The sequence below is a fragment of the Paenibacillus xylanilyticus genome (assembly GCF_009664365.1).
Lineage (GTDB): Bacteria > Bacillota > Bacilli > Paenibacillales > Paenibacillaceae > Paenibacillus > Paenibacillus xylanilyticus_A.
Genome location: NZ_CP044310.1, coordinates 5455797 through 5470262, shown reverse-complemented (window position 1 = coordinate 5470262; position 14466 = coordinate 5455797). Strand labels below are relative to the sequence as shown.

General features: G+C 48.6%; 8 protein-coding genes, 15 tRNA genes and 2 rRNA genes. 24 read left to right on the top strand and 1 reads right to left on the bottom strand.

The features are described 5' to 3' along the window. The first annotated feature begins 85 nt into the window (after positions 1 to 85). From F4V51_RS24405 to F4V51_RS24380, 6 genes are all read left to right on the top strand, one after another. Positions 86 to 550: a GNAT family N-acetyltransferase gene (locus tag F4V51_RS24405; protein ID WP_153979932.1), complete on the top strand. Its 465-nt coding sequence runs from the start codon at positions 86 to 88 to the stop codon at positions 548 to 550. Between the two features lie 33 nt (positions 551 to 583). Then, entirely contained in the window at positions 584 to 1294 is a 711-nt protein-coding gene (locus tag F4V51_RS24400) for an MgtC/SapB family protein (RefSeq protein WP_127539905.1), read from the top strand. A 146-nt stretch (positions 1295 to 1440) separates the two neighbouring features. Then, entirely contained in the window at positions 1441 to 2034 is a 594-nt protein-coding gene (locus tag F4V51_RS24395) for a hypothetical protein (protein ID WP_153979931.1), read from the top strand. Between the two features lie 26 nt (positions 2035 to 2060). After that, a complete protein-coding gene (locus tag F4V51_RS24390) occupies positions 2061 to 3464 on the top strand; it encodes a DUF4097 family beta strand repeat-containing protein (RefSeq protein ID WP_153979930.1) in 1404 nt (467 codons plus the stop codon). Between the two features lie 170 nt (positions 3465 to 3634). Then, the gene (perR, locus tag F4V51_RS24385) at positions 3635 to 4057 is read left to right on the top strand and encodes a peroxide-responsive transcriptional repressor PerR (protein ID WP_024631328.1); all 423 of its coding nucleotides are present in this window, start codon (positions 3635 to 3637) and stop codon (positions 4055 to 4057) included. 120 nt (positions 4058 to 4177) lie between these two features. After that, positions 4178 to 5932, top strand: coding sequence for a glycosyl hydrolase family 18 protein (locus F4V51_RS24380; protein WP_153979929.1), 1755 nt, complete (start codon positions 4178 to 4180; stop codon positions 5930 to 5932). A 144-nt stretch (positions 5933 to 6076) separates the two neighbouring features. On the opposite strand, the gene F4V51_RS24375 is transcribed toward F4V51_RS24380, so the two are convergent. Next, on the bottom strand, positions 6077 to 6475 hold the full coding sequence (locus F4V51_RS24375; protein ID WP_095292538.1) for a DUF2614 family zinc ribbon-containing protein: 399 nt from the start codon (positions 6473 to 6475) through the stop codon (positions 6077 to 6079). A 131-nt stretch (positions 6476 to 6606) separates the two neighbouring features. Here F4V51_RS24375 and F4V51_RS24370 point away from each other — a divergent pair, with 131 nt between their 5' ends. From F4V51_RS24370 to F4V51_RS24285, 18 genes are all read left to right on the top strand, one after another. Then, a complete protein-coding gene (locus F4V51_RS24370) occupies positions 6607 to 7479 on the top strand; it encodes a nucleotidyltransferase-like protein (RefSeq protein WP_153980847.1) in 873 nt (290 codons plus the stop codon). A gap of 452 nt (positions 7480 to 7931) precedes the next feature. After that, positions 7932 to 9483, top strand: a 16S ribosomal RNA gene (locus F4V51_RS24365). Between the two features lie 243 nt (positions 9484 to 9726). Continuing rightward, positions 9727 to 12651, top strand: a 23S ribosomal RNA gene (locus tag F4V51_RS24360). The 16S and 23S rRNA genes sit together here with 15 tRNA genes alongside, the layout of an rRNA operon. 66 nt (positions 12652 to 12717) lie before the next feature. Continuing rightward, positions 12718 to 12793: transfer RNA gene (locus F4V51_RS24355), tRNA-Asn, on the top strand. A 3-nt stretch (positions 12794 to 12796) separates the two neighbouring features. Beyond that, positions 12797 to 12888, top strand: a tRNA-Ser gene (locus F4V51_RS24350). A 6-nt stretch (positions 12889 to 12894) separates the two neighbouring features. Then, a tRNA-Glu gene (locus tag F4V51_RS24345) sits at positions 12895 to 12966 on the top strand. Between the two features lie 186 nt (positions 12967 to 13152). Then, a tRNA-Val gene (locus tag F4V51_RS24340) sits at positions 13153 to 13228 on the top strand. A 16-nt stretch (positions 13229 to 13244) separates the two neighbouring features. Continuing rightward, positions 13245 to 13318: transfer RNA gene (locus F4V51_RS24335), tRNA-Met, on the top strand. Positions 13319 to 13345: 27 nt separating this feature from the next. Then, positions 13346 to 13423: transfer RNA gene (locus F4V51_RS24330), tRNA-Asp, on the top strand. A gap of 92 nt (positions 13424 to 13515) precedes the next feature. Beyond that, a tRNA-Phe gene (locus tag F4V51_RS24325) sits at positions 13516 to 13591 on the top strand. A 20-nt stretch (positions 13592 to 13611) separates the two neighbouring features. Continuing rightward, positions 13612 to 13687 (top strand) — tRNA-Thr (locus tag F4V51_RS24320). A 4-nt stretch (positions 13688 to 13691) separates the two neighbouring features. After that, positions 13692 to 13777, top strand: a tRNA-Tyr gene (locus F4V51_RS24315). 6 nt (positions 13778 to 13783) lie between these two features. Continuing rightward, a tRNA-Trp gene (locus tag F4V51_RS24310) sits at positions 13784 to 13857 on the top strand. Positions 13858 to 13886: 29 nt separating this feature from the next. Then, positions 13887 to 13962: transfer RNA gene (locus F4V51_RS24305), tRNA-His, on the top strand. 7 nt (positions 13963 to 13969) lie between these two features. After that, positions 13970 to 14044: transfer RNA gene (locus F4V51_RS24300), tRNA-Gln, on the top strand. Between the two features lie 3 nt (positions 14045 to 14047). Next, positions 14048 to 14122: transfer RNA gene (locus F4V51_RS24295), tRNA-Gly, on the top strand. Between the two features lie 7 nt (positions 14123 to 14129). Further along, positions 14130 to 14203 (top strand) — tRNA-Cys (locus F4V51_RS24290). Between the two features lie 34 nt (positions 14204 to 14237). Then, positions 14238 to 14316, top strand: a tRNA-Leu gene (locus F4V51_RS24285). Positions 14317 to 14466 lie beyond the last annotated feature (150 nt).

Here is a 14466-nt window from a genome sequence, read left to right as displayed (position 1 = left end):
ATTTTTATAAGGCAAACACATGTGGTAAATAATCATGTACAGGTGTAATCGAATTCAGTTGCGTACGAAGGAGATGAGGGCGAGAATGAAGATTCAATTACTGTCGCTGAATGATCTGGAGACCACAGGACAGCTATGGCGGCTTCAGCATGTAGCCTATCGACTCGAAGCGGAGATGATTGGTTTTCAGGATATTCCGCCTTTGATGGATACGATCGAATCTCTGCAGAGCTGCGGGGAGACCTTTTACGGCTGCCTGGATGATGAAGAAGAACTCCTGGGTGCTGTTGCAGTGGCGGAGGAAGAGAAGGGCACATTGACGATCACACGTATGATGGTGCACCCTGAGCATTTTCGCAAAGGTATCGCAGCCGCATTAATGAGGCATGTATTCGAGCAGTACCCGGATCTTCCGCGGTATATCGTATCAACAGGTACATTGAACCAACCCGCTGTCAATTTATATACCAAATTCGGTTTCATACCTGTAGAGGTTACGTCGATTGCACCAGGTGTGGAATTAACGACATTTCATAAGAATAAACATTAATTATGTGAATTTTTTGAAGGAGGAATACCAGTTTTGGGCAATCCTTGGTTTATCGATGAGTGGCACATTTTATTGCGATTATTACTAGCCATGCTGCTTGGAGGACTTGTAGGTCTGGAGCGTGAACGTTCCAATCATGCTGCTGGTCTGCGTACCCACATTCTGGTCTGTCTCGGGTCTGCACTGATCATGATGTTGTCTGTTTATGGTTTTAAGGATTTTGCCAATGAATTAAATGTGCGGATTGATCCGGCTCGTCTGGCTACAGCGGTTATTACGGGTGTCGGCTTCCTGGGAGCGGGTACGATCCTGTTTACAGGAAAGTCCATTACAGGACTTACCACCGCCGCTTCGATCTGGGTTGTAGCAGCCATTGGGCTGGCAGCAGGTGCGGGATTCTTTTTCGCCTCCATCGTATCAACGGTACTGGTACTGCTTAATCTGTGGGTGTTCAACAAGCTGGAGCTCAGGTATATACGAGGAAACAAGCTGCATGTCGTCACCCTGCATACGTTGTCTGAACCCGGCTTCTTGGAGCAGGTGTCTTCATTCATGGAGCAGGAGAAAATTAAAATTCGCAAAATTACAGTCAATGAGCAGGATTTGGCTTTTGCCGAAGTCATTTCGGTTGAACGAAAGATTGAGATTGTCCTCCACGTACATGTACCACATGAACTCAATACAGTGCAGCTGGTAACTAAGCTAAGGCAGTGGGAGCATGTGACCAAAGTATCCATTGAATAAATCGTGAAACCCTCCTTAGGCCTGTTGTGCCGGAGGGTTTTTAATCATATCCATATTTCTTCCAGTTACTCTCCGCGCTCTTTAGGGTACTATCTAACCAAATGCATGTAGAGCGGGAATGCTATTTTATAAGAAAGGAGTATGTCATGAAAAGTAAACATCCGTCCGGAAAAAGGAGACAAACGGCCAAAACCAAGCCGCTCCGAAATCGGACACATAAATTTATTGCCGGATTGCTCAGTGCAATCATTCCTGGCCTGGGTCATATTTATTTGCGGCTGTATATGAGAGGTCTGACGTTTATGCTGCTTGTCTTACTCGACCTGTCAGCGCTTTTGTATTTTTCATCTATTGGCATACAGATTAATGTGCCCCTGTTAATTTTGCTCGCTTTGTTCATTCCAGTGATCTACTTTTATAATGTATTCGATGTACTGCAATCTGCGGATTGGGTCATGATGCGGAGGCGCAGAGCTGCAACGCATGGAAATACGGACAAGCCACTAATGAACGAGCGGGCTGTTGGTGAGGCCTTTATGGCATGGGAGCGAGGCATTTCGTTTGGACTGCTGCTTATTGTTGGTGGCGGGTTGATGGTGCTCTTCTTCCGCAAACCTCGCTGGTTTCAGGAGATGCTTGCTCTGTATGGTGGATATGTTTTTGCCGGTGTACTCATTATTGTAGGGCTGATCCTGTTCGGCCGTGAGATCTGGGTCATGCTGCGCAAGAAAAAAGGTTAGATTCGGAGAATGGAGGAGGGAAAATAATGAACCGTAAAGTCCGGGTCGGTCGCTATACGGCTGCCGCCTTAATCGTAGCGGTCGGTGTGCTGTTGATTTTGGATAAACGGTGGGGAACTGACTACGTATATGAAATGGTTGACTGGTGGCCATTGCTGCTAATCGCATTGGGTGTGGAATACATACTGTTGTTCCTGTGGACGCGCAGCAAGAAAAAGACATCCGCTGATGAGCTGCAGGATGAGAAAGTGAAGATGCGCTTCAGACCGGATGCCAAAGGCATCTTGGCTTCACTTGTGCTAACGGCTGCGGTATTTATTGTGACAGAACAGGACCACTATATGCACTTATGGAACAGGGTGAGCCTTAATTTGGGAGCAGCCTCCATGGACTATAGCCAGGCAGCAGGGTACATGCAGGACAAGGGGACGATCCGCGTACCTGTCGGTATGGATACTTCCGATCTTGTCGTGCAGGGGGTTAATGGAGATATTTCGGTACAGCGCGGAGATACGGAAGAGATAGAGGTGCGCACCGTAGTATGGGTAGATAAGACATCCGAGGTAGAGGCAAAAGCTGTGGCAGATGCATCGTTTGTTGAAACAGACGGCACCAAGGTTATTCATATTACCGCAACGGGCAAGACTTATGGAGATAACGATAAAACACAGCCTCGCATGAATATGACGATTACGATCCCGGATGACCGGCGTTTTAATCTGGACATTCGTACTTCCAATGGAGCCATTTTGTTAAATCGGCCGGAGGCAATTAGCACTATTGTTGCTGAAACGGGGAATGGACGTATCCGGATTACGAATGCGGTAGGTGACATTACGGGCAAAACGTTAAATGGCGATGTGATTGTGGCCAATGCGATGGGGAATGTTGATCTGGATAGCAACCGGGGAGATATGAAGGCCCGCGGAGTTTCAGGAGATGTAGATTTGACCACACAGGTGGGGAGCATTAGCATTACGGATTCAATTGGTGATTTTACCGCTGAAACACGGAACGGAAATATTACGCTGGATGGCGCAAATCTCGCAATCAGGGCTCAGTCGCTGAATGGCAGCATTAGCATCGTTTCCTCCAAAATAGGTGGGGATTGGGATGTATACAGTGCGGTTGGTGCAATCAGCATTTTGTTGCCTCATCAGGGTGATTACAGTCTGAGCGGCTCCAGCAGTTACGGTGATCTGAAGACTGACCTGCCATTTACAGTGCAAAATAAAACGATTGAAGGCCAGCTTGGTGAAGGGGAATACACCGTTAAAATTGAAGGGAATAGCGACCTTACCATTAATCGCAACCCGGATGTGCCTTCGGCTGATACGAACAGTTCAAATCCGGAAGACATGGATGGCGATTTGGAGCAGAGCGAAGATAACGGGGAGAATTCCCAGGATAATACCTCTGAAGTTCCGTAACTGCCGCGTTGACAATAAACTTACAATCGCCGTACAATAAAATAATAAAGGCAAGGTTACATGGAAGGAAAGATTAAACGTCCTGTTCTTTGTCAAGAATCAACTCTGATGGATAAGATGGTATTGGATCTTGTTTATTCAGGAGAATGAAAGGTAAGGCGGTGGGTTTTATGGCAACACGTGTCCAACATGCGTTGGAGCATCTGAAGACGACCGGTGTCCGTATTACACCCCAGCGCCATGCCATATTGAATTATCTGATGGAATCCATGGGGCATCCGACTGCCGATGAAATTTACCGTGCGCTTGAACCCCAATTTCCCAGTATGAGCGTGGCGACTGTATATAACAATCTGAAGATGTTTCTGGAGGCCGGCATGGTTCGGGAATTGACATACGGAGATAACTCCAGCCGCTTCGATGCCAATGTGACGGATCATTACCATGTCATTTGTGATAAATGCGGTAAAATTGAAGACTTCAGTTATCCTTCGCTCAAAAGCGTTGAGCTCCAGGCGGAATCAAGTACCGGATTTGAAGTCCACGGACACCGATTGGAAGTTTATGGTGTTTGTAAAAGTTGCAGGGATTAAGAGAGATGAATTACAATATTAACGTGCAGAATTCAGTTTGAATTCTACACGTTTTTTGTTTTTTTAATCAAAGATTACATGTATGATTTTTACGCGGCAATGATATCTTCATGATTCAGCATGATTAACGGAGGTAGGCGTTTGAGTAGAAAAAGAAAAAGCAGATATACAAGGCAGAAGAAGAGGCGTTCGTTCTGGCCTGGTTTTTTGGGAGCTTGTCTTATTGCAGGCGGTGCTTACTGGTTTATAACGAATGTATGGCTGAACCAGGTTCACGAGGACCCCGATTGGATCGGAATGAATCAGCCTATTTTTGTGGATGGTCAATTGATGGATGGTGAAGCTTCAGGAACGGGGGAGGAGCTTAAACTGCCAGTGAACGTACTGCAGGAGGCAATTGATCCTGGTATACGTTACGAAGCGGACACAGGCGATATCATTATTGCGATTCCGCAGCGTGTGCTTCATATGAAGGAAGGCAGCACCAAGGCCGAGCTCAATCATAAGGACTATCCAATGTCAGTTGAGCCTGAGGTCATCGGAGGAGAGGCATACATTCCTCTTAAGCCCTTGAAGGAAGTTTACGGGATTGCCGTACAGGAAGATACATCTACGGGTGCAGTTATATTGATGCGTGGAGGAGACACCATTCAATATGCGGAGATTGATACCTTGTCATCCAAAGCGGATAAAACCATTCCTTTGTACAAACGTGGAGGAGAGTCTTCCCCGATTATTGCGGATATGGAACAGAACGCCCGGGTACGGGTATGGCAGACAGGTGATGCGCAGAGTTTTGTTCAGCTGGATAACGGCTATGCCGGTTATGTGGATAATAAGTACGTTTCCCTGACAGAGAAAAAGGAGCTGGACAAGCCCAAATTCACTCTGACGGCTGCTGAGAAGAAGTGGCAGAATAAAACGGTAAATCTGGTGTGGGAGGCGGTATACAACCGTCAGCCTGACGTCAGTTCCATAGGCAAGATGCCGGGTGTGAATGTGGTCAGTCCAACGTGGTTCCATATTACGGACGGCCAGGGCAATGTGAAGAGCAAAGCCGATAAAGCGTATGTTAACTGGGCTCACCGTTCCGGAATGGAAGTATGGGGACTGATGGATAACAGTTTCGACCCGGATATTACAAAAGAGGCCGTAGCCTCATACGAGACCCGTACGCATATCATCGAACAGATGCTGGAATACGCGCAGACCTATCAATTGGATGGCATCAATATTGATTTCGAGAACGTATATACCGATGATGGACCCAACCTTACTCAATTTGTTCGTGAGATTAAAGCGATGGCACGCATCCACGGACTCATGCTCTCCATTGATGTAACTCCAAAATCCAATAGTGAAATGTGGTCCGCTTTTCTGGATCGACGTTCACTTGGTTCCTTTGTCGATTACATGATGGTTATGGCGTACGATGAGCACTGGGCTGCCAGTCCGAAGGCTGGTTCTGTCGCTTCGCTGCCTTGGACGGAGGCCGCTATGAGAAAAATTCTTGAAGAAGATGAAGTGCCTTCTAACAAATTGATTATGTCTGTTCCGCTGTATACACGAATCTGGACAGAGGAAGCAGACGAACAGGGAGAGATTAAAGTATCTTCCAAAGCAGTCGGAATGGATACTGTTGCTGATCTGATCAAGGAGAAGAAGCTCAAACCTGCGTTGGACTCTCAAACTGGACAGAATTATGTGGAATTTACTGAGGATGGGGCGACCAAGAAAATCTGGATAGAAGATGCCGTTTCTTTACAGGCTCGTGTAGAACTCATAGAATCACTCAAACTGGGTGGTGTAGCTGCCTGGAATCGCAGTTTTGCTAACGCATCAGCATGGAAGACATTACAACAGGTAAGTCGTTAGAGATAAACGGTTACTGAACTTATCTTTTTTATATGATTCGAATCCATTCATTTTTTGAAAAAAACGCAAAAAAGGCTCGGTCTAGATACCGGGCCTTTTTTGTTGTTTACTCGTTCATCTTAGATGTGAAGTGAATGAGTGATACTAGCCTTTTGGACTAATACGGTGATCCGTATCAGAAATAGATGGAGAAGGCGCTTTCAGATGAGGACGGTTTGTGTTCGCTTGATTAGGATCCAGAGTGAGGATGGTATGGCAGAACATACAACGATCCGTCTTGCCGAGCATTTTGGTCATTTTACCGCATTCAGGGCAATCCACTTGAACAGCGCTTGTAGACAACATTCCAGCCCAGAAGTAGATGGCCAGACTGGCCATCATGGCAACGAGTCCGATGACGAGTCCCACGGCTGCAAACACTTTGCCTGCATGTCCCCAAAACACAATTCCGGCAGTTCCCAGTACCATTAGCCCCATGCCTAGCATGGTGAGTAACAATCCCCAAGTGCGAAAAGCATTAATTTTAGCTGATTTAAAAATCATGAAAAATGCTCCTATCGTATGAGTAGTATCGGACCTGGAAAAGAAGGAAACTTTAGTCTGCATGTAGAATTACATTATAACTGACTTGGCGTTGAACTGCCATGAATTGTATGGAGGGAATCGTGGAATTAATGAACCTAGCTTTTTTATCCGGACAGTCGGAAGAGTCGGGGGCAGTTGGGGCTATCGCTTATTCCCATCCGGGTGAGCGATTCCACGGCTCCCTGATTCAGGATTTCGAATTGCTTGTTCTCATTGTCTGTGATACGGATCAAAGTATGTCGGACGTTGGTCATTACCGCTATGGGGACTTGCGCTATCAAATCATCTACGCGGGCCGTAACCAACTGCAGAGCAGCGTAATTACGGGGGATAATAACAATCTCATGCAATGCTTGATTGAGGGCGAGATCATATGGGAATCAGAAGGCGCCTTGAGTGCCCTGAGGGAAGAGCTATCCGCCTTTGGATTGGAGCTGCGGGAACAAAAGCTGCTGCATGAATTCGCAAGTTTTTTGAGAATGTATGTGGAGGCCAAGCGGCACATTCAGGAAGGACACGTCGTTGATGCTTATTACAGTGTACTGGAGGCTTTGGGTAACTGGGCCAGAATTGTATTGATAGAACATGGAGTATACCCTGATCACGCTGTTTGGACACATGTGCAGAGTATGGATCGAGCGCTTTGGAAGCTCTATCAGGAGCTTACGGTAAGCTCGGAGACGTTGGAACAGCGGGTGGAACTTGTTCTTCTTGCCTGTGAATTTTCGGTCATGTCCAAAATGGGTGATTGTTCGGAATTGCTTCTGCGGGTAATTAGAAGCCGAAAAGAAGCATGGAGCGTGGACGAGCTGGTCCATCATCCTCAATTAAGATTTGTAGGAGAAGATCTCCCTTTAATTCTGCGAAAACTAGTTCTTCGTTCTATTGTAAAGGAATCGGCTGGCTGGCCATCCCTGATAGGAGGCGAAGGGCGGGAGATTCGATATTGGATCGAAGCCTGAACAAGGCCGTATAGTTGAATGAATTGGTTTGGCAAAAGGAGGGGAAACCTTCCTTTTTTGTTTGTCATATAAATTATTAAAAACAGGTTGACTCGTACTTATGGAATGTGATACATTATATTTCGTTCCCCAAACGGGCTTTTAGAAAAAAACCTATGAGGGACATGTTGAGAACGTAATGATTTGAAAAAGAATCAAAAAAACTTCTTGACGAAAAGATACTGAATGTGATACATTATTTAAGTCGCCGCCGAAAACGCGGTTGACAAAAAAAGATGAATCACAAACAACGTTTGATCTTTGAAAACTGAACAACGAGTGAGTAACGATCTTACTTTGTAAGATCGATGCTGAGAAATTGGTACAAGTCATCTGACTGTATGATTTTGAAGCGAAAATGAGATTTTTAATCTCGTCAGATTCAAAATGAGCTAATCGCTCTTTTCAATACTTTATTGGAGAGTTTGATCCTGGCTCAGGACGAACGCTGGCGGCATGCCTAATACATGCAAGTCGAGCGGAGTTGATAGGAAGCTTGCTTCCTTGATGCTTAGCGGCGGACGGGTGAGTAACACGTAGGCAACCTGCCCTCAAGCTTGGGACAACTACCGGAAACGGTAGCTAATACCGAATACTTGCTTTCTTCGCCTGAAGGAAGCTGGAAAGACGGAGCAATCTGTCACTTGAGGATGGGCCTGCGGCGCATTAGCTAGTTGGTGAGGTAACGGCTCACCAAGGCGACGATGCGTAGCCGACCTGAGAGGGTGATCGGCCACACTGGGACTGAGACACGGCCCAGACTCCTACGGGAGGCAGCAGTAGGGAATCTTCCGCAATGGGCGAAAGCCTGACGGAGCAATGCCGCGTGAGTGATGAAGGTTTTCGGATCGTAAAGCTCTGTTGCCAGGGAAGAACGTCCTTGAGAGTAACTGCTCAAGGAGTGACGGTACCTGAGAAGAAAGCCCCGGCTAACTACGTGCCAGCAGCCGCGGTAATACGTAGGGGGCAAGCGTTGTCCGGAATTATTGGGCGTAAAGCGCGCGCAGGCGGTCATTTAAGTCTGGTGTTTAATCCCGGGGCTCAACCCCGGATCGCACTGGAAACTGGATGACTTGAGTGCAGAAGAGGAGAGTGGAATTCCACGTGTAGCGGTGAAATGCGTAGAGATGTGGAGGAACACCAGTGGCGAAGGCGACTCTCTGGGCTGTAACTGACGCTGAGGCGCGAAAGCGTGGGGAGCAAACAGGATTAGATACCCTGGTAGTCCACGCCGTAAACGATGAATGCTAGGTGTTAGGGGTTTCGATACCCTTGGTGCCGAAGTTAACACATTAAGCATTCCGCCTGGGGAGTACGGTCGCAAGACTGAAACTCAAAGGAATTGACGGGGACCCGCACAAGCAGTGGAGTATGTGGTTTAATTCGAAGCAACGCGAAGAACCTTACCAGGTCTTGACATCCCTCTGACCGTCCTAGAGATAGGGCTTTCCTTCGGGACAGAGGAGACAGGTGGTGCATGGTTGTCGTCAGCTCGTGTCGTGAGATGTTGGGTTAAGTCCCGCAACGAGCGCAACCCTTGATCTTAGTTGCCAGCACTTCGGGTGGGCACTCTAAGGTGACTGCCGGTGACAAACCGGAGGAAGGTGGGGATGACGTCAAATCATCATGCCCCTTATGACCTGGGCTACACACGTACTACAATGGCCGGTACAACGGGCTGTGAAGCCGCGAGGTGGAACGAATCCTAAAAAGCCGGTCTCAGTTCGGATTGCAGGCTGCAACTCGCCTGCATGAAGTCGGAATTGCTAGTAATCGCGGATCAGCATGCCGCGGTGAATACGTTCCCGGGTCTTGTACACACCGCCCGTCACACCACGAGAGTTTATAACACCCGAAGTCGGTGGGGTAACCGCAAGGAGCCAGCCGCCGAAGGTGGGATAGATGATTGGGGTGAAGTCGTAACAAGGTAGCCGTATCGGAAGGTGCGGCTGGATCACCTCCTTTCTATGGAGAATCGTTTCCCGTAGCGGAAACATTCAAATATGCAGCTTAGCTGCAAAACTTACTCACTCGTTGCTCAGTTTTGAGAGCTCAAACTCTCAAAACAGCTTGCTTTTGCATGGAGCTTGTTCTTTGAAAACTAGATAACGAAACGAAAATTGCGAATTAGAACATTCCTTTTAGCTGAACTTGTGTTAAACAAGTTTCAAATAATAGTGATAACTGCATTGCTCAATTTGAGCAGTTGGTTAAGCTACTAAGAGCACACGGAGGATGCCTAGGCGCTAGGAGCCGATGAAGGACGTGGCGAACAACGATACTGCCTCGGGGAGCTGTAAGCAAGCTTTGATCCGGGGATGTCCGAATGGGGAAACCCAGCTGGGGTAATATCCAGTTACTCATAACTGAATAAATAGGTTATGTAGAGGCATACCAGGGGAACTGAAACATCTAAGTACCTTGAGGAAGAGAAAACAATAGTGATTCCGTCAGTAGCGGCGAGCGAACGCGGAACAGCCCAAACCAGGGAGCTTGCTCTCTGGGGTTGTGGGACGTCTCACATGGAGTTACAAAGGAGCCGGTTAAACGAAGAGGTCTGGAAAGGCCCGCCAAAGAAGGTAAAAGCCCTGTAATTGAAAGTCTGTTCCCTCCGAGACGGATCCCGAGTAGTGCGGGGCACGTGAAACCCCGTATGAATCCGGCAGGACCATCTGCCAAGGCTAAATACTTCCTAGCGACCGATAGTGAAGCAGTACCGTGAGGGAAAGGTGAAAAGCACCCCGGAAGGGGAGTGAAATAGAACCTGAAACCGTGTGCTTACAAGAAGTCAGAGCCCATTTTAGGGGTGATGGCGTGCCTTTTGTAGAATGAACCGGCGAGTTACGTTCCCGTGCAAGGTTAAGGTGAAGAGCCGGAGCCGCAGCGAAAGCGAGTCTGAATAGGGCGATGTAGTACGTGGACGTAGACCCGAAACCGGGTGATCTACCCCTGTCCAGGGTGAAGGTGCGGTAACACGCACTGGAGGCCCGAACCCACGCACGTTGAAAAGTGCGGGGATGAGGTGGGGGTAGCGGAGAAATTCCAATCGAACTCGGAGATAGCTGGTTCTCCCCGAAATAGCTTTAGGGCTAGCCTCGGAAAACAGAGTCGTGGAGGTAGAGCACTGATTGGGTGCGGGGCCCGCAAGGGTTACCAAGCTCAGTCAAACTCCGAATGCCATAGACTTACTTCCGGGAGTCAGACAGTGAGTGCTAAGATCCATTGTCAAAAGGGAAACAGCCCAGACCATCAGCTAAGGTCCCCAAGTGTGTGTTAAGTGGGAAAGGATGTGGAGTTGCACAGACAACCAGGATGTTGGCTTAGAAGCAGCCACCATTGAAAGAGTGCGTAATAGCTCACTGGTCGAGTGACTCTGCGCCGAAAATGTAACGGGGCTAAACACACCACCGAAGCTATGGCTTGATCGTATGATCAGGGGTAGGGGAGCGTTGTATAAGGGTTGAAGGTGTACCGTAAGGAGCGCTGGACATTATACAAGTGAGAATGCCGGTATGAGTAACGAAAAGATCAGTGAGAATCTGATCCGCCGAAAGCCTAAGGGTTCCTGAGGAAGGCTCGTCCGCTCAGGGTAAGTCGGGACCTAAGGCGAGGCCGAAAGGCGTAGTCGAAGGACAACAGGTCGAAATTCCTGTACCACCGTAAATCGTTACGAGCGATGGGGGGACGCAGTAGGGTAGTGACGCAGGCTGATGGATGCCTGTCCAAGCAGTAAGGCTGATGTGTAGGCAAATCCGCACATCGTAAGGCTGAGCTGTGATGGGGAGTGAAAATTACAGTAGCGAAGGTCATGATCTCACACTGCCAAGAAAAGCCTCTAGCCAGATGAAGGTGCCCGTACCGCAAACCGACACAGGTAGGCGAGAAGAGAATTCTAAGGCGCGCGGAAGAACTCTCGTTAAGGAACTCGGCAAAATGACCCCGTAACTTCGGGAGAAGGGGTGCCCCGGTAGTGTGAATAGCACGAGGGGGCCGCAGTGAAAAGGCCCAAGCGACTGTTTAGCAAAAACACAGGTCTGTGCGAAGCCGTAAGGCGAAGTATACGGGCTGACGCCTGCCCGGTGCTGGAAGGTTAAGGGGAGCGGTTAGGAGCAATCCGAAGCTGTGAACCGAAGCCCCAGTAAACGGCGGCCGTAACTATAACGGTCCTAAGGTAGCGAAATTCCTTGTCAGGTAAATTCTGACCCGCACGAATGGCGTAACGACTTGGGCGCTGTCTCAACGAGAGATCCGGTGAAATTTTAATACCTGTGAAGATGCAGGTTACCCGCGACAAGACGGAAAGACCCCATGGAGCTTTACTGCAGCTTGATATTGAATTTGGGTACGATCTGTACAGGATAGGTGGGAGCCTTTGAAGCGTGAGCGCCAGCTTACGTGGAGGCACCGTTGGGATACCACCCTGATCGTATCTAGGTTCTAACCTGGTGCCCTTAGCGGGTACGGGGACAGTGTCAGGTGGGCAGTTTGACTGGGGCGGTCGCCTCCTAAAGAGTAACGGAGGCGCCCAAAGGTTCCCTCAGAATGGTTGGAAATCATTCGAAGAGTGCAAAGGCATAAGGGAGCTTGACTGCGAGACCTACAAGTCGAGCAGGGACGAAAGTCGGGCTTAGTGATCCGGTGGTACCGCATGGAAGGGCCATCGCTCAACGGATAAAAGCTACCCTGGGGATAACAGGCTTATCTCCCCCAAGAGTCCACATCGACGGGGAGGTTTGGCACCTCGATGTCGGCTCATCGCATCCTGGGGCTGAAGTAGGTCCCAAGGGTTGGGCTGTTCGCCCATTAAAGCGGTACGCGAGCTGGGTTCAGAACGTCGTGAGACAGTTCGGTCCCTATCTGTCGTGGGCGTAGGAAATTTGAGAGGAGCTGTCCTTAGTACGAGAGGACCGGGATGGACGTACCGCTGGTGTACCAGTTGTTCCGCCAGGAGCACCGCTGGGTAGCTATGTACGGACGGGATAAGCGCTGAAAGCATCTAAGCGTGAAGCCCCCCTCAAGATGAGATTTCCCAGTATGTAAGACCCCTTGAAGACGACGAGGTAGATAGGCTGGGGGTGGAAGTGCAGTAATGCATGGAGCTGACCAGTACTAATCGGTCGAGGGCTTATCCAAATTGCAGGTTCTAGTCGCAAGTTTCGTTTCGGATCTAGTTTTCAGAGAATAATCTCTGAACAATATTCCCTGATAGCTCAGTTGGTAGAGCACTCGACTGTTAATCGAGTTGTCACAGGTTCGAGTCCTGTTCGGGGAGCCATATGGAGAGGTGTCCGAGTTGGCCGAAGGAGCACGATTGGAAATCGTGTAGGCGCCACAAGCGTCTCGAGGGTTCGAATCCCTCTCTCTCCGCCATAGTAAGGCCCGTTGGTCAAGGGGTTAAGACACCTCCCTTTCACGGAGGTAACAGGGGTTCGAATCCCCTACGGGTCATAGCTTTACTTTTTAAAGCATCAAGGGGATGAGAATCCCAAAGGTTCGTCGGAGGATAAGCTTCGTTAGCAATTGCTACGCAGTCTCGAACGAAGTGAGAGTATCCCCTACGGGTCATTATTTTCACCTCAAAAAAGAGGTTGATTTTAACAACAGTTTTATGTTAAGATCATAAATGTGTTGTTCGGAGGCTTAGCTCAGCTGGGAGAGCATCTGCCTTACAAGCAGAGGGTCGGGGGTTCGAGCCCCTCAGCCTCCACCATATAATTTTATAACGACGCGGGGTGGAGCAGCCCGGTAGCTCGTCGGGCTCATAACCCGAAGGCCGCAGGTTCAAATCCTGCCCCCGCAATTATACTTTCTTTACAGAAAGTGATCTGGAACCGTGGTGTAGTTGGCCTAACATGCCTGCCTGTCACGCAGGAGATCGCGGGTTCGAATCCCGTCGGTTCCGCCATTTTTACCTACATGAGGAATCTGTTCACTAAGTCTGTTATATGGCACCGACGCCCTGGATAAAGTGCAACATTCATGATTAGACTTTATTATGGCTCGGTAGCTCAGTCGGTAGAGCAGAGGACTGAAAATCCTCGTGTCGGCGGTTCGATTCCGTCCCGAGCCACCATTATCACTACAATTTAATACGCCGGTGTAGCTCAACTGGTAGAGCAACTGACTTGTAATCAGTAGGTTGGGGGTTCAAGTCCTCTCGCCGGCACCACTATGGAGGATTAGCGAAGTGGCCAAACGCATCAGACTGTAAATCTGCTCCCTTACGGGTTCGGTGGTTCGAATCCATCATCCTCCACCAGTTTTTAGGGGCATAGTTTAAAGGTAGAACAACGGTCTCCAAAACCGTTGGTGTGGGTTCAATTCCTGCTGCCCCTGCCAATTAATTTTCTAAGTAAATAATGAACATGGCGATTGTGGCGAAGTGGTTAACGCACCGGTTTGTGGATCCGGCATTCGGGGGTTCAATTCCCCTCAATCGCCCCATTATTTTTGGGGATTAGCCAAGCGGTAAGGCAACGGACTTTGACTCCGTCATGCATAGGTTCAAATCCTATATCCCCAGCCATTTGCGGACGTGGCTCAGCGGTAGAGCATCGCCTTGCCAAGGCGAGGGTCGCGGGTTCGATTCCCGTCGTCCGCTCCAAAAATATGGCGCCATAGCCAAGTGGTAAGGCACAGCTCTGCAAAAGCTTTATCCCCAGTTCGAATCTGGGTGGCGCCTCCAGTATATTTTAAGAAAATATACTATAACATGATATGCCGGCGTGGCGGAATGGCAGACGCGCTCGACTCAAAATCGAGTGGGAAACCGTGGAGGTTCGAGTCCTCTCGCCGGTATAACGCATAACCCTGTGGATTGCTTAGACAATTCACAGGGTTATTTTTATGATTTTGGTGGTTTTCGCAATTGATGAATAGATCAATATATGAGGTTGACGTTTGTATAAATTAAATATATTGTAGATAAATAAAGTCTATAATCTGGAA